We start from the raw sequence: 20,005 nt of genomic DNA, 5'->3' as shown, positions 1-20,005 counted from the left end.
CGGTCACCGCAGATTCACTTGCCTAACTTGCGCAACTCATCCGACTCGACAATCCGCACCCCATCCTGCTCTTCCAGCGCCAGGCGCCACATGGCCCGGGCCAGTTCGCACACTTCGATGCCGCGGTATTTACCGGGAATCAGCCGCGACAACGGTCCTGCGAGCTTTTCCGCCAGGCGTGTTTCCAGGCGCTCGCCCAGCAGCAGCGAAGGTCGCACGATGGTCAGTTGTGGCCAGCCTTGAGCCTGCAAGGCCTGCTCCATTTCACCCTTGACCCGGTTGTAGAACACCGAGGATTTCGGGTCTGCACCAATCGCACTGATGACGATCAGGTGCCGCGCGCCCATCTCCCGGGCGCGCTTGCCAAAGGCCACCACCATATCTAGGTCGACAGCGCGGAAGGCCTCCTCCGACCCCGCCTTTTTCAGGGTGGTACCCAGGCAGCAAAAGGCCAGATCCACCTGGCCACTCAGCTGTGGCAGGAGCACTGTTGGATCGCCGACCGGGTTTTCCAGGTGTGGGTGTTCGGCCAGCGGACGGCGGCTGGGCGCCAGGACGCGGGTGACGGTGGGCTCATTGAGCAGGCGGTCCAGCAGGTGTTCCCCGGTCAAGCCCGAGGCTCCGGCAAGCACTATGTGCTGAGGCGTCAAGTACATGGTGTTTCCCCCCTTGGTACAGTTTCAGCTTAGTTGCTCTTGGCTTCCTTGCTAATGATAGAGACGCTTTCCAGCGCCTTTCGTGCCTGCTGTTTTCGCAATAATTGCCAGCGTGCGATCACGCTCTTGGGGGCCCAGATCTGTGGTTCGGAGGCTTCGAAGTTGTCAGCCATTTCGCGTTCGGTCACATGCCGTTGGGCCAGCTTGAAAGCGTGCTGCAAGTCGTCGGTCTGGGTCAGGGCCTGGGCGAACAAGGCATCGCCAAAGTAGGTGAAGTCGGCTTCTTCCGAACAGCCAAACGACACGCGATCTGCGCGGGAGGCAGTCATGATCAGGGTGTGCTCATCCTTGAGCGCCGGGATAAATCCACCGGAGTAGCACGCTGAAATCACGATGACCTTGTCGCGGTTTTTCAGCGGCGCCATCACCGCGGCCAGTTCGTCGCTCGGCAGGTCGGCCAGCTCCATGCGGGGTTGGTCGAGCACCAACTGGTGTTCGTGGGTGCCGTGGCTGGTCAGGTAGATAAACACCAGGTCTTCGGGGCCGGTGCGCTCGGCCAGGGTCTGCACGGCGCGGCGCAGGCTTTCGCGGGTCGCCATCGGGCGGTCGGCGATATGGTCGCGGTGGTTGACCAGGCGGATCTGCCCGCGAGCGCCGAAACGCGTGGTCAGCAGGTTACTGACATAGTCAGCCTCGCGCAGGAATACGCTTTGCTTGCCGTCACCGGCCACCACCAGGGTGTATAGCTCGACCGCCGGGGTGGACGCCGGCACGGCGGCGAGGGCGTCATCGAGCAGGCGGCCTTGGGCCAGCACCCCGACTTCAAGCATGTCGGGTAACAGCTTGCCGTCGGCATCGCGCACGCGCAGGCCGTTGGCCCAAGTCCCGGCCTGCACTGTGCCATCGGTGAGCACCAGGGTGCCTTGCCCGTGATAGCTGTCGTTGTCGAAGCCACCGATATAGAAACTGCCATCACTAAGATTCAGGCGCCCTTCACCGGTAAAGCGCCAGTCACTGAATTGTCCGATGTAATGGCTGCCATCCACGCCGGTCAGTTCGCCCTTGCCGCTGAGGGCACCTTCGCGGAACTCGCCGGTCCACACATCGCCGTCGGCGTTTTCGTAGCGGCCCTTGCCGTTGAGCTGGTTCTGCTTGAAGTGGCCGATGTACATGTCGCCTTCGGCGCTGTTGAAGGTGCCGTTGCCTTCCAGTTGGCCATCGACGAAGCGCCCGCTGAACTGGTTGCCGCTGTCGTCGTTGCGTTGGCCTTCACCGTTGGGTTTGCCGTGGGCGAACAGCCCCTGGTATTGACTGCCGTCCGCCAGCTCCAGGCGCCCGAGGCCGGAATACTGGTCGTCCTTGAACTCGCCGCGATAGGTCATCTGCCCTTCTTTGAGGGTGCCTTCGCCATTGCGCCGGCCTTGCTTGAAACCGCCGACGTAGGTGTTGGCCGCGGTGGTCAGGGTACCCTGGCCATCAAACAGGCCTTGCTGGAACTGGCCTTTGTAGACTTCGCCATTGCTGCCATGCCATTCGCCCTGGCCGTGCCACTGGCCCTTGTCGAATTGCCCGGCGTACCAGCTGCCATTGGGGTAATCCACCCGGCCCCGGCCTTGCAGCAGCCCATCGACCACATCCCCACGATAACGCCCACCGTCCGGCAGCCGGGCGTCGGGCGGCAACAGGGATTCGCCGTCGCCGCAAGCGGTGAGCAACAAAGCGAGAGCAAGGGGGACGATTGGGCGCATAGCGGGATCCGGATAATTGAGCGCCGAGTATGCCGCAGCGGGGGAAACTATACCTAGTGGTCTGTGTGTGAATAAGGTCTTGTCGGCGATGGCGCGCTTGCTGGCGCTATCGCCGGCAAGCCGGCTCCTACAGGTATATCAGACGAAGCACAGGGACAACGACTCGGCGATGTAGGCGGGTTTTTCCTGGCCTTCGATTTCCAGGGTGCAGGTGGCCTTGAGCAACCACTGGCCGGGCTTTTTCTCGGTCGCGTCAGTGAGGGCCACCGCCAGGCGTACCTTGGAATTGACCTTCACCGGTTGGATAAAGCGCACGCTGTCGAGGCCGTAGTTGACCGCCATCTTCAAGCCCTCGGGCATGATCAGGATGTCTTCGATCAGCTTGGGGATCAGCGACAGTGACAGGAAACCGTGGGCGATGGTGCTGCCAAATGGGGTCTGGGCGGCCTTTGCCGGGTCGACGTGGATGAACTGAAAATCGCCGGTCGCTTCCGCGAACAGGTTGATGCGCTCCTGGTCGATGGTGAGCCATGCGGAACGTCCCAGTTCCTTGCCGACATAATCATTGAGTTGCGCTACGGGTACGAAGGGCATTGCGACTCTCCTTGGTTCATCGATCTCTCCCTGCCGGCGCGGGCACGCCGGTGCCGGCAGGGGTGTTGTTGTTTTAGGTGGATTGCAGAGAACCAATGTAGATCATCATGGGCAAATGGCCCGGTCAACCCACCATGCTTTTGGCGAATGCCAGTTCATAGGGGCGCCATGCTTATAATGCCCGGGGCTTTTGGGGAGAAGGCGGATGTTGTTACGCGGTCTTACATGGTTGGTGTTGTTTCAATTGCTCGGCACGGCGATCAATCACTTGTTCCTGCCGGTCTTGCCGGGGCCGATTGTCGGCCTGCTATTGCTGCTGGCGTACCTGGTATGGCGCGGCGAGGTCGGAGAGCCATTGAGCCTGGCGGCTGGCAGCCTGTTGCGGTACCTGCCGTTGCTGCTGGTGCCGCCTGCGGTGGGCGTCATGGTGTACGCCAAGGATATTGCCGCCGACTTCTGGGCCATCGTCGGGGCGCTGGTCTTGTCGCTGGTGATCGCCATGGGCGTTGTGGGTGTGATGATGCAAAAACTGGTCAAGCGTCAGGCGCGGCGGGAGGAGGAACAATGACCTTCGATTGGCCGGGCGCGTGGGCAGCGGTGATTCACCATCCATTGTTTGGCATCGGCATTACCCTGGGCGCCTATCAATTGGTGCTGGCGGGGTTCGAGAAGACCCGCTGGATCTTCCTGCAGCCGGTGCTGGTGTCGATGCTGCTGGTGATCGGGGTGCTGCTGGGTTGCGGGTTGACCTACGTCGAGTACCGCAAGAGCACCGAGATCATGAGCATCCTGTTGGGCCCGGCCACCGTGGCACTGGCGGTGCCGCTGTATCTGAACCTACGGCGGATTCGCCAGTTGTTCTGGCCGATTTTTACTACGCTGGTGGTGGGTGGCGTGTTTGCCACCGGCTTGTGCGTGTGGCTTGGTTGGTGGTTTGGCGCCGAACACATGGTGCTGATGACCATGGCGCCCAAGTCGGTGACCTCGCCCATCGCCATGCTGGTGGCCGAGCAGATCGGCGGTGTGGCGGCGCTGGCGGCGGTGTTCGTGCTGATCACCGGGGTGATCGGTGCGATGATCGGGCCAGCCTATCTGTCGCGCCTGGGGGTACACAGCCCGGAGGCGCGGGGCATGGCCCTGGGCATGACCGCCCACGCAGTCGGCACTTCGGTGGCCTTGCAGGAAAGCGAGGAGTGCGGCGCCTTTGCCGCATTGGCGATGAGTTTGATGGGCGTGGCCACGGCAGTGTTCCTGCCACTGGCGGTGTCTTTGGCGATTTAAGCAGGGTTTAAGGAACGCTATATGAGTCTGGCGCTGTTCCCTCTCAATACGGTGCTGTTTCCTGGTTGCACCCTCGACCTGCAGCTGTTCGAGGCACGCTACCTGGACATGATCGGTCGCTGCATGAAAAAGGGCGAAGGCTTCGGCGTGGTCTGCATCCTTGATGGCCGGGAAGTCGGCCTGGCGCCGGACGGCTATGCAGTGATTGGTTGCGAAGCGCTGATTCGTGATTTCAAGCAGCAGGACAACGGCTTGCTGGGGATTCGTGTCGAAGGCGGGCGCAGGTTTCGGGTGCTGGAGGCGGATGTGCAGCGCGATCAACTGCTGATAGCGGATGTCGAGTGGCTGGATGAACAGCCTGAGCGCCCGCTGGATGAGGAAGATGCCGATCTGCTGGCGCTGCTTGAAGCCTTGGCGCAACACCCGATGGTCGCCTCGCTGGACATGAGCGCTGACGTGCAAGGGCAGCAGGAGCTGGGCAACCGCCTGGCTTATCTGTTGCCGTTTATCGACGCCGACAAAATCGAGTTGCTGCAACTTGACGATCCCCAGCAACGGCTGGACGCCATTCAATTGCTGCTGGATGAGTTGCAAGGCGAGCTGTTCCCATGAGCTTGATGGCCTCGGATTTTTCCGTGGAGGTTTCGGATTTTTCCGCGTTGCCGTGTGCGTTTTGCCTGAAATAGTGGAGCTTCACCACCACTACCAAGGAACGAACATGATTCGATTGTCGCCATCGGAGCAGCCGGTCTGGGATGCTTTTTTTGTCAGTGTTACCACACAGCTCATTCAGCAGGCCGGCGACCGTGGTCCGGAGTACATTGCCGAACGGGCTGCCGAAATTGCCGATGAAATGTTATTGGAGCGTCGGGAGCGCTATGTTGAGCGGCGTAACGCTCCCGCGGATTGGGTCGGCCCTGCGTAGATCAATAGGCGTAGCGCAGCATGGCGTGGGAGGTTCCGGTCAGGGCGAAGAACCCCAGGACTGCCACGCACCCCGGCACGACCAGCCACCACACCTTTGGCGCCATGGGCGGTAGCAGGCTGTGGCGCTGGCTCAAGGTCAGGCTGAAGGCGCAAACCGTCATTGCGAGTAACGTGCCGGCGAGGATATCGCTTGGCCAGTGAGCGCCCAGATACACCCGCGACAGGGCAATGGCCGCGGCCGGGATCGCCCCCAGCAGCAGCCAGGCCAGACGCATGCGAGTCGGTTGGCCGCGGCCGGCCAGCACTGCCAGCGCCAGGAAGAACGCAAATGCGCCAGAGGCGTGGCCGCTGGGCATGCTGAAGCTGGTCAGCGGGTCGACGAGGATTTCCGGGCGCCCGCGGGCAAAGAACAGCTTGCTCCCGGTATTGATCAAGGCGGCCCCCAGCAGGGTGGCGCCGACGAAAATCCCCTGGCGCCATTGCCGTGCCAGCAACAGCAGGCCAGTCAGCACGGCGCTGGCAACGAACATTTTCTTGAATTCGCCGAGCTGGGTGATCATCACCATGGCCCGGTCCATGGCAGGGCTGCGATGTTCCTGGACCAGTGCCATCAAGCCCTGGTCAAAATGGTTCAGGTACGGATAACCGATAAACATCGCGATCAACAGTGCCAGGCTGGCGCAGCCCATCCACAGCGTGGCCCGGCGGTGACCGCGCAGGGTACTGTTGAGGGCGATGCCGAACAATACGGCCAGGCAGGCGGCAACCACCCCGGCCTCGGACCAGAACCCTTCGGGCAACGGCAGGCGAAACGCCGCGCCAGCGGCCCAGCCAGGCAGCAGGTAGGCTATTGACCAGCCGGAGGCTGCCAGTACGCTGACGGCGGCAAAGCGCGGGAAGGGCATGTCGCACATCCCGGCAACCATGGGCAGCATCGGACGCAGTGGGCCGATGAAGCGACCCACCAGCAGGCTGACAATGCCGTATTTCTGAAAATAGGCCTCGGCCCCGTCCATCCACTCGGGATGATGGCGCAGGCCTGGCAGGCGCCGGATGTTCTGGTGGAAATGCCGGCCCAGGTAGTAGGAAACCCCATCGCCCAGCAGCCCGCCGAGCAAACCCAGCAGCAGGGTTTCACCCAGAGACAGCGCGCCGCTGCCGGCCAGTGCGGCAATTGCAAACATCAATACCGTGCCCGGTACGATAATCCCGGCGATGGCCAGGCATTCCACAAACGCGACGATAAACACCGCCGCTGCCAGCCATTGCGGGTTAAGGGTCAGCCAACCGGTAATGCCATCGAGCCATGGGCCCATACAATCAACTCCATCAATGAACCGCTCCGGGCTTGGCAACGCATCGTTCAAAACACCGGCGATCCCCTGTAGGAGCTGGCTTGCCAGCGATAGCATCAGGACAGTAACCGTGATGTTGCCTGATTCACCGCTATCGCTGGCAAGCCAGCTCCTACAGGGGCTCTAGGGTATTGCAGATGACATTTGCAGCAGGAGCGGTTGTTTCAGATATTCAAATCAAAACGTAGTCGCGGCCTTCGACCTGACCGCGTCGCAACGGGTTCCGTGTGCAATAGGGCGCGAAGCTCGTATCGACGAAGCGATACATCAGGTGTTCATCCCTCCCGCCGGGAATGCCCAGGCGGGTGGTCTGGATAATCTGCGTGGGTACCAGGCCTACATCTTCGACGTAGAGCCGCTCCAGGTCGAAGCGCTTGGCGTCCCACGTCGGCACTTTCAAGCCCAGGGCCTTGCACAACAGGGTCTGTCCGGCGCAGAGCTTCTGGGCCGGGCGCGGGCGGCCACGGGCGTCGGGGTTGTTCAGGAGCATTTGCGCCAGGCTTGCGGCCCCTGACATTTCGTCCACCCACGGGTAGGCAGACTTGATCAACACGGCATTGCCCGGACCCTGGGCGCTGAAGTTCAAGGAGTCGCCGCCGCGAGCGTAGTACATATAGATATGGCCGCCATCCAGAAACAAAGCCTTACGCTTTTCTGTGTAGCCGAGGGACGCATGGCTGCCTTTTTCGGCCAAGTAATAGGCTTCGGTTTCAATAATTCGTGCCGACAGCCACAAATCGCCGACACAATGGCGGATGACTTTGCCCAGCAAATCTTTCGCGAGCGTTTGCGCGTCGCGGTCGAAAAAGCCGTCGGGCAGGGCGTTGGCGGGGATCTTGGCGGTGGAATTGGACATGACGATGGACGGTTGCACAGGTCAAATGTGACAGGATGATATCAACTCCAGGCTTAATCACCGCTGAACGTCGCATTTTTACAGTTCATTTCGACCATCCGCCCCTCACCGCTGTCCGTAGGACGGCGCGACAGCTATAATCTGCCGCTTTCCTCTTTGCCAAGACCCCACCAGACCATGACTGAGTCCGTTCTTGACTACATGACCCGCCTGGGTCGCGCTGCCCGTCAGGCCTCGCGGTTGATCGCCCGTGCGAGCACCGCACAGAAGAACCGTGCGTTGCTGGCGGCCGCCGATGCTCTGGATGCCTCGCGCTCCGAGCTGACTGCTGCCAACGAGCAGGACCTGGCCAGCGGTCGGGCCAATGGTCTGGAGCCGGCATTGCTGGATCGCCTGGCGCTGACGCCGGCACGCATCGATGACATGATCGAAGGCCTGCGCCAGGTGGCCAAGCTGCCTGACCCCATCGGTGAAATCCGCGACATGCGCTACCTGCCGTCGGGGATCCAGGTCGGCAAGATGCGAGTGCCCCTGGGTGTGATCGGCATCATCTACGAGTCGCGCCCGAACGTGACCATCGACGCCGCGAGCCTGTGCCTGAAGTCTGGCAACGCCACTATCCTGCGCGGCGGCTCCGAGGCCATCAATTCCAACCGCGCCATCGCCGCTTGCATCCAGCAAGGCCTGGCCCTGGCCGAGTTGCCGGCCGAAGTGGTGCAAGTGGTGGAAACCACCGACCGCGCCGCCGTCGGTGCGCTGATTACCATGCCGGAGTTCGTCGACGTGATCGTGCCACGTGGTGGCAAGAGCCTGATCGAGCGCGTCAGCCGTGATGCCAAGGTGCCGGTGATCAAGCACCTGGATGGCGTCTGCCATGTGTTTATCGATGTGGCGGCCGATCTCGACAAGGCGATCCGCATTGCCGACAACGCCAAGACCCACCGCTATGCGCCGTGCAACACCATGGAGACCCTGTTGGTCCACGCCGGCATTGCCGAGCGCGTGTTGCCGCCGCTGGCTGCGATCTACCGTGACAAGGGCGTGGAGCTGCGTGGTTGTGAGCGCACCCGGGCACTGCTGGGCAGCGATGTGATCGAAGCCACCGAGCAGGATTGGTATACCGAGTACACGGCGCCGATCCTGTCGATTCGTATCGTCGATGATCTGGACCAGGCCATCGAACACATCAACACCTACGGCTCCAAGCACACTGATGCCATTGTTTCCGAGCATTTCAGCGATGCCCGGCGTTTCCTCAACGAGGTGGACTCCGCTTCGGTGATGATCAACGCCTCGACACGTTTTGCCGACGGCTTCGAGTATGGCCTGGGAGCGGAAATCGGGATTTCCACCGATAAGCTGCATGCCCGTGGCCCGGTTGGCCTGGAGGGCCTGACCAGCGAGAAGTACGTGGTCTTTGGTGACGGTCATGTGCGCACTTGATGGGTAAACGCATCGGGCTGCTCGGCGGTACCTTCGACCCCGTGCACATCGGCCATTTGCGCAGTGCCCTGGAAGTGGCGGATACCCTTGGGCTGGAAGAGCTGCGGCTGATCCCCAATGCCAGGCCGCCGCACCGGGACATGCCGCAGGTCAGCGCGCAGGAGCGCCTGGCGATGGTGCAGTGCGCGGTAGCCGGGATTGCCCCGTTGGTGGTGGACGACCGGGAGCTCAAGCGCGACAAACCGTCCTACACTATCGACACCCTGGAACAGACGCGGGCCGAGCTGGCCGCCGATGACCAGTTGTTTCTGCTTTTGGGCTGGGACGCATTTTGCGCACTGCCCACTTGGCATCGCTGGGAAGAGTTGCTCCAGCATTGCCACATCCTGGTTTTGCAACGCCCGGATGCCGACAGCGAACCGCCGGATGCCTTGCGCAACCTGTTGGCGGCGCGGTCGGTAAGTGACCCGCAGGCCCTGACCGGGCCGAGCGGGAATATTGCATTCGTCTGGCAGACCCCGCTTGCGGTGTCGGCCACCCAGATCCGTCAACTGCTGGCCAGCGGTAAGTCGGTACGTTTCCTGGTGCCTGACGCGGTCCTGGCCTACATCGATGCGCACGGGCTTTACCGTGCGTCGAACTGAAAAGGCGCGCTTGAAGGCACGAATAGTCGTGTATTGAAGCGCCCGAACTAATGAGCAAAGCGAGTTTTATATGACGAACAAAGACGTAAGCAAAGTTAAACGCAAAGGCACATTCAAGAGCGCACCGCTGCCGGTGGAAGCCTTGCTGGTCCCGGCTCCTGAGGGTGAAGCGCTGGTAGCGCTGGCCGTCGCCGCCCTGGAAGACGTGAAGGCCCAGGACATCCAGGTCCTGGACGTGCGTGACAAGCAAAGCATCACCGACTTCATGATCATCGCCACCGGTACTTCCAACCGCCAGATCGGCGCGATGCTGGACAAGGTTCGCGAAGCCGTCAAAGCCCAGGGCGTCAAGCCATTGGGTGAAGAAGGCAAGGGCGACAGCGACTGGGTGCTGGCTGACCTGGACACCGTGATCGTACACATGATGACCAGCAACGCCCGCCAGTTCTACGACCTGGAGCGCCTGTGGAAAGGTGCCGAGCAGAGCCGTGCTGCCGATGGCAAGCACCACAGCCCTGAAGTCGGCCACGCGCACTTCGACAAGCTCAACAAAGACCAGGAATAAGGAACGGCTGTGCGCCTGCGTCTGATTGCTGTCGGTTCACGCATGCCCAAGTGGGTGGAAGAAGGCTGGCATGAGTATGCCAAGCGTCTGCCATCCGAGCTGGCGCTGGAACTGGTGGAAATACCGCTCAACACCCGGGGCAAGAACGCCGATGTGGCGCGCTTTATCCGTCAGGAAGGCGAGGCGATGCTGGCCAAGGTCGGTCCCAACGAGCGCATCGTCACCCTTGAGGTGCACGGCAAGCCCTGGAGCACCGAACAGTTGGCGGTGGAACTGGATCGCTGGCGCCTGGATTCGCGCACCGTCAACTTCATGGTCGGCGGCCCCGAGGGGCTGGCGCCGGAAGTCTGCGCGCGGGCCGACCAGCGCTGGTCGCTGTCGCCCCTGACGTTGCCCCATCCGCTGGTGCGGATCCTGATTGGTGAACAGCTGTATCGCGCCTGGACAGTCCTGTCCGGGCACCCTTACCACAAATAGTCTGCGCCCTGCCTGATGACCCAGCCGATCCGCATCAAGGACCACGAGAAAGACGCACGTCTTGTACGCGCGCGCGTGATCTTTGGCGCGATCGCAGTGGTGACGCTGATGTGCGTATTGATTGTCCGCCTGTACTACCTGCAGGTGATCCAGTACGAATATCACTCCACATTGTCAGAAAACAACCGGGTGCATATGCAGTCGATTCCGCCGACCCGTGGCCTGATTTTCGACCGCAATGGTGTGGTGATCGCGGATAACCGGCCCAGCTTCAGCCTGAGCATGACCCGGGAGCGTTCCGGTGATTGGCGGCAGACTCTCGATGTGATCGTCGACGTTCTGCAACTGCCCCCCGAAGATCGGGCTGTTTTCGAAAAGCGCATGAAACAGGGGCGCCGACCGTTTGAGCCGGTGCCGATCCTGTTTGAGCTGACCGAAGAGCAGATCGCCAGGATCGCAGTGAACCAGTTCCGCCTGCCGGGCGTGGAAGTGGTGGCGCAATTGGTCCGCCATTATCCGCAGGGAGCGCACTTTGCCCACTCGGTCGGGTATATGGGGCGGATCAACGAAAAAGAGCAGAAATCCCTCGATCCAGTGAAGTACAGGGGCACGCATCATATCGGCAAGACGGGTATCGAACGTTTCTACGAGTCGGAGCTGCTCGGTCAGGTAGGGTACGAAGAGGTTGAGACCAACGCCCGTGGCCGGGTGCTGCGTGTGCTCAAGCGTACCGACCCGATTCCCGGCAAGGACATCGTCCTGAGCCTGGATATCAAGCTGCAGGAAGCGGCGGAAATGGCCCTTGGCGGCCGTCGTGGCGCGGTGGTTGCGCTGGATCCGAACACCGGTGAGGTACTGGCCATGGTCAGCCAGCCGAGTTTTGACCCTAATCCTTTTGTCACTGGGATCAGCTTCAAGGCGTATGCCGAGTTGCGCGACTCCATTGACCGACCGCTGTTCAACCGGGTGCTGCGCGGTCTTTACCCGCCGGGTTCGACCATCAAGCCAGCAGTGGCGATTGCCGGCCTGGATGCCGGTGTCGTTACCGCTTCCAGCCGGGTCTACGATCCGGGTTACTACATGCTGCCCAACTACGATCACAAGTACCGTAACTGGAACCGTACCGGCGACGGCTATGTGGACCTGGATACAGCGATCATGCGTTCCAACGACACCTACTTCTATGACCTGGCCCACAAGCTGGGGATTGATCGCCTGTCGGCCTACATGGGCAAGTTTGGCCTGGGCCAGAAAGTGTCCCTGGACATGTTTGAGGAATCCCCGGGCCTGATGCCTTCCCGAGAGTGGAAGCGCGCCACGCGCCGTCAGGCCTGGTTCCCGGGCGAAACCCTGATCCTGGGGATCGGCCAGGGCTACATGCAGGCCACGCCCTTGCAACTGGCCCAGGCCACGGCACTGGTGGCCAGCAAGGGTAAATGGATTCGACCGCACCTGGCCAAGACCATCGAGGGTGAAAAGCCGGTGGACGAAAATCCGATCCCGGACATCATCCTGCGTGACCCGTCTGACTGGGCCAAGGTCAACCGCGGCATGCAACAAGTGATGCACGGTGCGCGAGGCACGGCGCGCAAGGCGGCCGTTGGCGCGCAGTACCGGATTGCCGGCAAGAGCGGTACCGCCCAGGTGGTGGCCATCAAGCAGGGTGAGAAGTACGATCGCTCCAAGGTTCAGGAGCGCCATCGCGACCACGCCTTGTTCGTCGGTTTTGCCCCGGCCGACAACCCGAAAATCACCGTGGCGGTGATGGTCGAGAACGGCGAGTCCGGCTCCGGCGTGGCCGCCCCGGTGGTGCGCCAGATCATGGACGCGTGGTTGCTGGGCCAGGACGGCAAGCTCAGGCCTGAGTTTGCCAACCCTTCAAGCGCGGAGGCTACGGCCCGTGAAGAGTAACTTTGACCGCATCCTCTCCAGTGAAGATGTGATGCGTCGCCGCGCCACCTTGTTGCAGCGCATGCACATTGATGGCCCTTTGCTGATCCTGCTGCTGACCCTGGCGGCCGGCAGCCTGTTCGTCCTGTACTCGGCCAGCGGCAAGAACTGGGACCTGTTGATCAAGCAGGCGTCGTCGTTCGGCCTGGGCCTGTTGTCGATGGTCGTCATCGCCCAGTTGGAGCCGCGCTTCATGGCGCGCTGGGTGCCGCTGGGGTATGTCGCCGGGGTGCTGCTGCTGGTGGTGGTGGATGTCATGGGGCATAACGCCATGGGCGCCACCCGCTGGATCAATATTCCCGGCGTGATTCGCTTCCAGCCGTCGGAATTCATGAAGATCCTGATGCCGGCCACCATCGCCTGGTACCTGGCCAAGCGCACCTTGCCGCCGCAGCTCAAGCACGTGGGGATCAGCCTGATCCTGATCGGCATTCCGTTCATTCTGATCGTGCGCCAACCGGACCTCGGCACCGGCCTGCTGATCCTTGCCGGCGGTGCATTCGTGCTGTTCATGGGCGGCCTGCGCTGGCGCTGGATTGTCAGTGTGCTGGTGGCGACCGTGCCGGTGGCTGTCGCCATGTGGTTCTTCTTCATGCACGATTATCAGAAGCAGCGGGTCCTGACCTTCCTCGACCCCGAGAGCGATCCGCTGGGCACCGGGTGGAATATCATCCAGTCCAAGGCCGCCATCGGTTCCGGCGGCGTGTTTGGCAAGGGCTGGTTGCTGGGCACCCAGTCGCACCTGGACTTTCTGCCGGAAAGCCACACCGACTTTATTATTGCGGTGATGGGCGAGGAGTTCGGCCTGGTGGGCATCTGCGCACTGCTGCTGATCTACTTGCTGTTGATCGGGCGTGGCCTGGTGATTACCGCACAAGCGCAGACGCTGTTCGGCAAATTGCTCGCCGGTGCGCTGACAATGACTTTTTTTGTTTACGTTTTCGTCAACATCGGTATGGTCAGTGGCCTGCTGCCGGTGGTTGGGGTGCCGTTGCCGTTCATTAGCTACGGCGGAACTTCGCTGGTGACATTACTGTCAGCGTTTGGGGTTTTGATGTCGATCCATACCCATCGCAAGTGGATCGCACAGGTTTGAATAAGGTGAAGATGTCAATGCAATCAATGCGCGGCTGGGCTGCTCGGTATGCGTCCTGTCTGGGCCTGTTGGGCGCCTTTGGCGTTTCACAGCAAGCCTTGGCCGGCGATTACGACGGCTCGCCCCAGGTCGCCGAATTTGTCGGTGAGATGACGCGTGACTATGGTTTCGCCGGCGAACAACTGATGGGCGTGTTCCGCGAGGCCCAGCGCAAGCAGTCGATCCTCGACGCCATCTCCCGGCCTGCCGAGCGCGTCAAGCAGTGGAAGGAATATCGCCCGATGTTCCTCACCGACGCCCGGGTGGCGCGAGGCGTGGATTTCTGGCGGCAGCACGAGGCCGTGTTGGCCCGCGCCGAGCAGGAATATGGCGTGCCGGCCCAGGTGATTGTGTCGATCATCGGCGTTGAAACCTTTTACGGGCGCAATACCGGCAGTTTCCGGGTGATCGACGCCTTGTCGACCCTGGGCTTCGATTATCCGCCCCGCGCCGAATTCTTCCGCAAGGAACTGCGTGAGTTCCTGCTGCTGACCCGTGAAGAACAGGTCGACCCGCTGACCCTCAAAGGCTCCTACGCCGGGGCCATGGGGCTGCCGCAGTTCATGCCCAGCAGCTTTCGCGCCTATGCCGTGGATTTTGACGGTGACGGCCATATCAATATCTGGAGCAACCCCGACGATGCCATCGGCAGCGTTGCCAGCTACTTCAAGCGCCATGGCTGGGTTGCTGGCGAGCCGGTGGTGATCCGTGCCGATGTCACGGGCGATCGCGCCGATGAGGGCTTGACCCAGGGCATAGAACCGGTGAAAACCGTCGGGGAGTTGCGGGCGCTGGGCTGGTCAAGTCATGATGCGCTGCGCGATGATATGCCGGTTACTGCCTTCCGCCTGGAAGGTGCAGACGGTCCGGAATATTGGATGGGCCTGAAGAATTTCTACGCAATCACGCGTTATAACCGCAGTGTGATGTACGCCATGGCCGTGCATCAGCTGTCAGACATGCTGGTTCAAGCACGGGGCGTCAAGTAATGCCGGTATCGCCGATCAATAAATCGCTCAAGCTGGTGGCGCTGGCCGCATTGTCCTTGCTGGTTGTCAGTTGCTCCACCAGCCGTGCACCGGCGCAGAAGGCCAGTGGCCCGGTAGTCCGCGCGCAACCGGGGCTGGATATCAACCGGGCCCACAAGGACGGCGCGCCGTGGTGGGACGTCGATGTCTCGCGTATCCCGGATGCCACGCCAACCCTGCATACCGGCAACTATAAAGCCAACCCCTACACGGTGCTGGGCAAGACCTACTTCCCGCTGCAAGAGTCCAAGAACTACGTGCAGTCGGGCACGGCGTCCTGGTACGGCACCAAGTTCCACGGTCAGAACACCGCCAACGGCGAGGTGTATGACCTGTACGGCATGAGCGCGGCGCACAAGACCCTGCCGCTGCCGGCCTACGTACGCGTGACCAACCTGGACAACAACCGCGTGGTGATCCTGCGGGTCAACGACCGTGGTCCGTTCTATTCCGACCGAATCATCGACTTGTCCTACGCCGCCGCCAAAAAACTCGGCTATGCCGAGTCCGGCACCGCGCGGGTCAAGGTCGAAGGCATTGACCCGGCCCAGTACTGGGCCCAGCGAGGCAAGCCGGCGCCGTTGATGCTCAACGAACCACAAAGCGCACAACCGCAGATCACCGCTTCGGCGGGCAAGGTCGAGCAGTGGACGCCGCCGCCCCAGCAGCACGCCGCGCCAGTCGTGGCCGTGCCACAGGCTGCGCCGGGCAGTGCAGCGGGCGGGCAGTACCTGCAAGTCGGCGCTTTCGCCAACCCGGATGCGGCCGAACTGTTAAGGTCCAAGCTCAGCGGGATGGTCAGCGCGCCAGTGTTTATCAGTTCCATCGTGCGTAACCAGCAGACCCTGCATCGGGTACGCCTGGGCCCCATCGGCTCGGCGGGCGAGATTGCCCAGGTGCAGAACAGCGTGCGACTGGCCAACCTGGGTCAGCCCAGCCTGGTCAGCGCCGAATAAGCAGTAGCGGATCTAGGGTGCTGGCGCGCTTGCGTGCCGGAGCCCTGGTTGCAGGCTCGTCGAATAATAAAAACCCGAAGGCAAGGGTTGAGCGGGCAACTGAATACGCGACAGCCTGGCAACGGGCTGTCTGAATAGTTTTGCCCGCGAGGGCAAGTTTCCATAAGCAATTTCGAGAGACGGATGAACATCACCACCTTAGCCAAACGCCTGTGCCTGCTTGTCCCGCTGATCATCGCGCCTGCTGCCTGGGCCGTCGAAATGATGCCAGCGCCACCGCAACTGGCTGCCAAGTCCTACGTGCTCATGGATGCCGCCAGCGGCAACGTGCTGGTCGAAAACAACGGTGACCAGCGCCTTCCGCCGGCCAGCCTGACCAAGCTGATGACCGCCTACATCGCGACCCTGGAAATCCGTCGCGGCCAGATCGGTGAAAACGATCCGGTGACCGTCAGCGAAAACGCCTGGCGTACCGGCGGCTCGCGGATGTTCATCAAAGTCGGCTCCCAGGTGACTGTCAGCGACCTGCTGCACGGCATCATCATCCAGTCCGGCAACGACGCCAGCGTCGCCCTGGCCGAGCACATTGCCGGCAGCGAAGATGCGTTCGCCGACATGATGAACAAAACCGTGACTGACCTGGGTATGACCAACAGTCACTTCATGAACCCGACCGGCCTGCCGAACCCAGACCACTACTCGTCGGCCCATGACATGGCGATCCTGGCGCGCGCGATCATTCGCGTCGATCCGGTGCACTACGCCATCTACTCCCAGAAAGAATTCTTCTGGAACAACATCAAGCAGCCTAACCGCAACCTGTTGCTGTGGCGCGACAAGACCGTCGATGGCCTGAAAACCGGGCACACTGACGAAGCCGGCTACTGCATGGTGTCCTCGGCTGTGCGTGATGGCCAGCGCCTGATCGCCGTGGTGTTCGGCACCAATAGCGAACAGGCCCGTGCTGCCGAAACCCAGAAGCTGCTGACCTACGGTTTCCGCTTCTTCGAAACCCAGACCTTCTACCAGAAGGGCGCTGAGCTGGCCCAGGCTCCGGTCTGGAAAGGCACCGAGCGTCAAGTCAAGGCCGGCCTGGCGGATGACCTGACCCTGACCATGCCTAAAGGCCAGTTGAAGAAACTGGCTGCCAGCATGACCATGAACCCACAACTGACCGCGCCAATCGCCAAGGGCGATGTGATCGGTAAAGTCGAAGTGAAGCTGGACGACAAAGTCGTACACAGCGCCGATCTGATCGCCCTCGACGCTGTTGAGGAAGGTGGTATCTTCCGCCGCGTGTGGGATAGCATCCGTCTATTCTTCTACGGCTTGTTCAACTGATTGTGTGCACCCGCAAAGCCCCGCGTTGATCCGACGCGGGGCTTTGCCCGTCGCCACGGCTTACCGCTTACGAGGCCGTTACGCCATGACCGATAAAGAAGTAAAGGCGCCAAAGATCGAATTCCCGGTGGTGGACTATCCCATCAAGGTGATCAGCGATACCGGTGTCGGCCGTAAAGACCTGATCCTTGAAATCGTGCGCAAGCACGCAACGATCAACGATCAGCGCGTGGATGAGCGATCCAGTTCTACCGGCAAATACACCACGATCCAGTTGCACATCGTTGCGACTGATCAAGACCAGCTCTACAACATCAACAGCGAACTGCGAGCCACCGGTTTCGTACATATGGTGTTGTGATGTCACAGGTCCTGGGCTTTCGCGAGCTCGGCCAGATGGCTTACGAGCCTGTCTGGCATGCCATGCAGCGCTTCACCAATGAACGCGGCAGCTCGGCGCCCGACGAAATCTGGCTGGTGGAGCACCCGCCGGTATTCACCCAGGGCCAGGCTGGCAAGGCTGAGCATCTACTACTTCCGGGTGATATTGCGGTGGTGCAGGTCGACCGAGGTGGCCAAGTGACTTACCATGGGCCCGGCCAACTGGTGGCTTACTTGCTGCTGGATGTGCGCAAGCTGGGTTATGGCGTGCGTGAGCTGGTCAGTCGCATGGAAAACTGCCTGATCGAGCTGCTGGCCGGCTACGGCGTGACTGCGGCGGCCAAGCCCGATGCTCCAGGTGTGTATGTCGACGGCGCAAAAATCGCCTCCCTGGGCCTGCGCATCCGTCATGGTTGTTCCTTTCACGGCCTGGCCCTGAACGTGGACATGGACCTGGCACCGTTTCGCCGGATCAATCCCTGTGGTTACGCCGGTTTGGCCATGACCCAGTTGAGCGATCACGCAACACCCATAGAATTTGCCGAGGTAAGTGCCCGGCTGCGCGCGCAGCTCGTCAAACACCTCGACTATGCTGAGCAGACGACCCTGACGGGCGGAATCGACTGATATGACTACTGATGTTGTGCAAACCATGATCCCGACGCTGGACATTACCGAGCGTCCGGCCCCGGCTCCGCGTGCCAAGGTGGAAGCCGGCGTCAAGCTGCGCGGCGCCGAGAAGGTTGCACGCATCCCGGTGAAGATCATTCCGACCACCGAGCTGCCGAAAAAGCCTGACTGGATCCGCGTACGCATCCCGGTTTCGCCGGAAGTCGACCGCATCAAGGCGCTGCTGCGCAAACACAAGCTGCACAGCGTATGCGAAGAAGCCTCCTGCCCGAACCTGGGCGAGTGCTTCTCCGGCGGCACCGCCACCTTCATGATCATGGGTGACATCTGCACCCGTCGTTGCCCGTTCTGCGACGTTGGCCATGGCCGGCCCAAGCCACTGGATGTCAACGAGCCGGAAAGCCTGGCCATCGCCATTGCCGACCTGAAACTCAAGTACGTGGTGATCACCTCGGTAGACCGCGACGACCTGCGCGACGGTGGTGCCCAGCACTTTGCCGACTGCATCCGCGAGATCCGCAAACTGTCACCGAACGTGATGCTCGAGACCCTGGTCCCGGACTACCGTGGCCGTATGGATGTCGCCCTGGAAATCACCGCCGCCGAGCCGCCAGATGTGTTCAACCACAACCTGGAAACCGTGCCACGCCTGTACAAGGCCGCGCGTCCGGGCTCGGACTACCAGTGGTCGCTGACCCTGCTGCAGAAATTCAAGCAGATGATGCCGCACATCCCCACCAAGTCCGGTCTTATGCTGGGCCTGGGCGAAACCGACGATGAAGTCATCGAAGTCATGAAGCGCATGCGCGAACACGACATCGACATGCTGACCCTCGGCCAGTACCTGCAGCCGTCGCGCAGCCATTTGCCGGTGCAGCGCTTCGTGCATCCGGACACCTTTGCCTGGTTTGCCGAAGAAGGCTACAAGATGGGCTTCAAGAACGTCGCCTCGGGCCCGTTGGTGCGTTCCTCGTACCACGCCGACGAGCAGGCCAAGCTGGTCAAGGCTAGCCTGGTTTCCTAAGCCGCACGCAGAATCGATGTGGAATGCGGGCTTGTGTGGGAGCGGTTTATTTGTAGAGAGGGAGAATCACGGATGACAACCCAACCTGTCCCCGCCCTGCGCGCCGAAGGCGTGATCGGCCTCATCGCTCCCGCCGGCCCCGCGGCGCTGGACGTTGAAAAGGCCGGGCAATGGATGCGTGCCCGTGGCTATGAATTGCACATATTCCCGGGCGTGTATGAACGCGATGGTTACCTGGCCGGCAGCGACAAAGTGCGCCTGCGCGACCTGCACGCGGCCTTCGCCAACCCCGATATCGACGCCATCTTCTGCCTGCGCGGTGGCTACGGCACCCCACGCTTGCTCGACAATGTGGATTTCGAGCTGCTGGCGGCCAATCCCAAGCCTTTCGTTGGCTACAGCGATATCACCGCGCTGCACCTGGCGATCAGCCGCTACGCCGGTTTTGTGACCTTCCACGGTCCGATGCTCAATGCCGACCTGCTCGGCGACAAGCAACAACCCACCGAATCCTCACTGTTCGGCCTGCTGCGTGGCCAGTTGGGCGTTGGCAGCGTGCTGGCACACCCAGTGGCCTACCCGCTGACCACCCTTGAACCGGGCATCGCCTGTGGGCGCCTGTTGGGTGGCAACCTATCGATGATCGCAGCGGTGATGGGCACGCCGTTCGAAATCGATGCCGAGGGCGTCATCCTGTTTATCGAGGACGTCAACGAGCCGATCTATCGTATCGACCGCCTGCTGACGCATTTGCGCCTGGCGGGCAAGCTGGCGCAGGTACGCGGCGTGCTGGTGGGGGATGTGGCCGGCGTGGAGAGCGTGGCGCTGGAGCGGCTGCTGAAACAGACCTTCGCACCGTTGTGCATCCCGGTCCTGTCCGGCTGGCGCAGCGGCCATTGTGACCCGAACCTGACCTTGCCAATGGGCGCCCTGGTGCGCCTGGATGCGGGGGAACAGCGGGTGGTGTTGGAGCAGGATGTCGTCCTGCGTTGACTTGTAGGAGCCGGCTTGCCG

The 20,005-nt window shown here is 61.6% G+C and carries 22 protein-coding genes; 17 read left to right on the top strand and 5 right to left on the bottom strand.

Going from position 1 to position 20,005, the window contains the following annotated elements; genetic code table 11:
* Positions 1–14 precede the first annotated feature (14 nt).
* The 3 genes from HZ99_RS13325 to HZ99_RS13315 all read right to left on the bottom strand — a co-directional run bounded on the left by HZ99_RS13325 (position 15) and on the right by HZ99_RS13315 (position 2,998).
* Positions 15–656 carry an oxidoreductase gene (locus HZ99_RS13325; RefSeq protein ID WP_038443592.1) on the bottom strand — a complete coding sequence of 214 codons (642 nt, stop codon included), beginning with the start codon at positions 654–656 and terminating at the stop codon, positions 15–17.
* A 29-nt stretch (positions 657–685) separates the two neighbouring features.
* Positions 686–2,404 carry a C13 family peptidase gene (locus HZ99_RS13320; protein ID WP_038443591.1) on the bottom strand — a complete coding sequence of 573 codons (1,719 nt, stop codon included), beginning with the start codon at positions 2,402–2,404 and terminating at the stop codon, positions 686–688.
* Between the two features lie 138 nt (positions 2,405–2,542).
* A complete protein-coding gene (locus HZ99_RS13315; RefSeq protein WP_038443590.1) occupies positions 2,543–2,998 on the bottom strand; it encodes a MaoC family dehydratase in 456 nt (151 codons plus the stop codon).
* A gap of 205 nt (positions 2,999–3,203) precedes the next feature.
* Between HZ99_RS13315 and HZ99_RS13310 the strand changes: the two genes are divergently transcribed.
* The 4 genes from HZ99_RS13310 (at position 3,204) to HZ99_RS13295 (ending at position 5,204) form a co-directional block, all read left to right on the top strand.
* Positions 3,204–3,566 (top strand): CidA/LrgA family protein, encoded by a 363-nt coding sequence (locus HZ99_RS13310; protein WP_038443588.1) that lies wholly within the window; start codon positions 3,204–3,206, stop codon positions 3,564–3,566.
* On the top strand, positions 3,563–4,279 hold the full coding sequence (locus HZ99_RS13305; protein WP_038443587.1) for an LrgB family protein: 717 nt from the start codon (positions 3,563–3,565) through the stop codon (positions 4,277–4,279). Before HZ99_RS13310 ends, HZ99_RS13305 begins: the two co-directional genes overlap by 4 nt.
* Before the next feature lie 21 nt (positions 4,280–4,300).
* Positions 4,301–4,891 carry an LON peptidase substrate-binding domain-containing protein gene (locus HZ99_RS13300; protein ID WP_038443586.1) on the top strand — a complete coding sequence of 197 codons (591 nt, stop codon included), beginning with the start codon at positions 4,301–4,303 and terminating at the stop codon, positions 4,889–4,891.
* Positions 4,892–4,997: 106 nt separating this feature from the next.
* Entirely contained in the window at positions 4,998–5,204 is a 207-nt protein-coding gene (locus HZ99_RS13295) for a hypothetical protein (RefSeq protein ID WP_038443584.1), read from the top strand.
* A gap of 1 nt (position 5,205) precedes the next feature.
* Here the strand turns inward: HZ99_RS13295 and HZ99_RS13290 are convergent, their stop codons facing one another.
* Both HZ99_RS13290 and HZ99_RS13285 read right to left on the bottom strand, forming a co-directional pair.
* Positions 5,206–6,522 carry a bifunctional DedA family/phosphatase PAP2 family protein gene (locus tag HZ99_RS13290; protein ID WP_038443582.1) on the bottom strand — a complete coding sequence of 439 codons (1,317 nt, stop codon included), beginning with the start codon at positions 6,520–6,522 and terminating at the stop codon, positions 5,206–5,208.
* Between the two features lie 211 nt (positions 6,523–6,733).
* Positions 6,734–7,417, bottom strand: coding sequence for a DNA-3-methyladenine glycosylase (locus HZ99_RS13285; RefSeq protein WP_038448065.1), 684 nt, complete (start codon positions 7,415–7,417; stop codon positions 6,734–6,736).
* A 177-nt stretch (positions 7,418–7,594) separates the two neighbouring features.
* Here HZ99_RS13285 and HZ99_RS13280 point away from each other — a divergent pair, with 177 nt between their 5' ends.
* From HZ99_RS13280 to HZ99_RS13220, 13 genes are all read left to right on the top strand, one after another.
* Positions 7,595–8,860, top strand: coding sequence for a glutamate-5-semialdehyde dehydrogenase (locus HZ99_RS13280; protein ID WP_038443581.1), 1,266 nt, complete (start codon positions 7,595–7,597; stop codon positions 8,858–8,860).
* Positions 8,860–9,504: a nicotinate-nucleotide adenylyltransferase gene (gene nadD, locus HZ99_RS13275; protein WP_038443580.1), complete on the top strand. Its 645-nt coding sequence runs from the start codon at positions 8,860–8,862 to the stop codon at positions 9,502–9,504. The genes HZ99_RS13280 and nadD overlap by 1 nt, the downstream gene beginning before the upstream one ends.
* Before the next feature lie 70 nt (positions 9,505–9,574).
* Complete coding sequence (rsfS, locus tag HZ99_RS13270; protein ID WP_032861691.1) at positions 9,575–10,069, top strand: ribosome silencing factor; 495 nt, start codon at positions 9,575–9,577, stop codon at positions 10,067–10,069.
* A 9-nt stretch (positions 10,070–10,078) separates the two neighbouring features.
* Positions 10,079–10,546 (top strand): 23S rRNA (pseudouridine(1915)-N(3))-methyltransferase RlmH, encoded by a 468-nt coding sequence (rlmH, locus tag HZ99_RS13265; RefSeq protein WP_003185785.1) that lies wholly within the window; start codon positions 10,079–10,081, stop codon positions 10,544–10,546.
* 15 nt (positions 10,547–10,561) lie between these two features.
* Entirely contained in the window at positions 10,562–12,457 is a 1,896-nt protein-coding gene (mrdA, locus tag HZ99_RS13260) for a penicillin-binding protein 2 (protein WP_038443577.1), read from the top strand.
* 31 nt (positions 12,458–12,488) lie between these two features.
* Complete coding sequence (gene rodA, locus HZ99_RS13255) at positions 12,489–13,592, top strand: rod shape-determining protein RodA (protein WP_051903312.1); 1,104 nt, start codon at positions 12,489–12,491, stop codon at positions 13,590–13,592.
* Between the two features lie 17 nt (positions 13,593–13,609).
* Positions 13,610–14,620 carry a lytic murein transglycosylase B gene (mltB, locus tag HZ99_RS13250; RefSeq protein WP_038443574.1) on the top strand — a complete coding sequence of 337 codons (1,011 nt, stop codon included), beginning with the start codon at positions 13,610–13,612 and terminating at the stop codon, positions 14,618–14,620.
* Positions 14,620–15,615, top strand: a complete 996-nt coding sequence (locus HZ99_RS13245; protein ID WP_038443573.1) for a septal ring lytic transglycosylase RlpA family protein — start codon at positions 14,620–14,622, stop codon at positions 15,613–15,615. The genes mltB and HZ99_RS13245 overlap by 1 nt, the downstream gene beginning before the upstream one ends.
* 183 nt (positions 15,616–15,798) lie before the next feature.
* Positions 15,799–16,956: a D-alanyl-D-alanine carboxypeptidase family protein gene (locus HZ99_RS13240; RefSeq protein ID WP_029292257.1), complete on the top strand. Its 1,158-nt coding sequence runs from the start codon at positions 15,799–15,801 to the stop codon at positions 16,954–16,956.
* Positions 16,957–17,041: 85 nt separating this feature from the next.
* Positions 17,042–17,317: a DUF493 domain-containing protein gene (locus HZ99_RS13235; RefSeq protein WP_015886061.1), complete on the top strand. Its 276-nt coding sequence runs from the start codon at positions 17,042–17,044 to the stop codon at positions 17,315–17,317.
* Positions 17,317–17,964 carry a lipoyl(octanoyl) transferase LipB gene (gene lipB, locus HZ99_RS13230; RefSeq protein ID WP_038443571.1) on the top strand — a complete coding sequence of 216 codons (648 nt, stop codon included), beginning with the start codon at positions 17,317–17,319 and terminating at the stop codon, positions 17,962–17,964. Before HZ99_RS13235 ends, lipB begins: the two co-directional genes overlap by 1 nt.
* 25 nt (positions 17,965–17,989) lie before the next feature.
* Positions 17,990–18,991, top strand: coding sequence for a lipoyl synthase (gene lipA, locus HZ99_RS13225; RefSeq protein ID WP_162473202.1), 1,002 nt, complete (start codon positions 17,990–17,992; stop codon positions 18,989–18,991).
* A 72-nt stretch (positions 18,992–19,063) separates the two neighbouring features.
* Positions 19,064–19,984: a S66 peptidase family protein gene (locus tag HZ99_RS13220; RefSeq protein WP_038443569.1), complete on the top strand. Its 921-nt coding sequence runs from the start codon at positions 19,064–19,066 to the stop codon at positions 19,982–19,984.
* Positions 19,985–20,005 lie beyond the last annotated feature (21 nt).

This window comes from Pseudomonas fluorescens (genome assembly GCF_000730425.1).
Taxonomy (GTDB): domain Bacteria; phylum Pseudomonadota; class Gammaproteobacteria; order Pseudomonadales; family Pseudomonadaceae; genus Aquipseudomonas; species Aquipseudomonas fluorescens_X.
The sequence above is the reverse complement of the archived record's forward strand: the minus strand, read 5'-3'. Positions and strand labels throughout refer to the sequence as shown.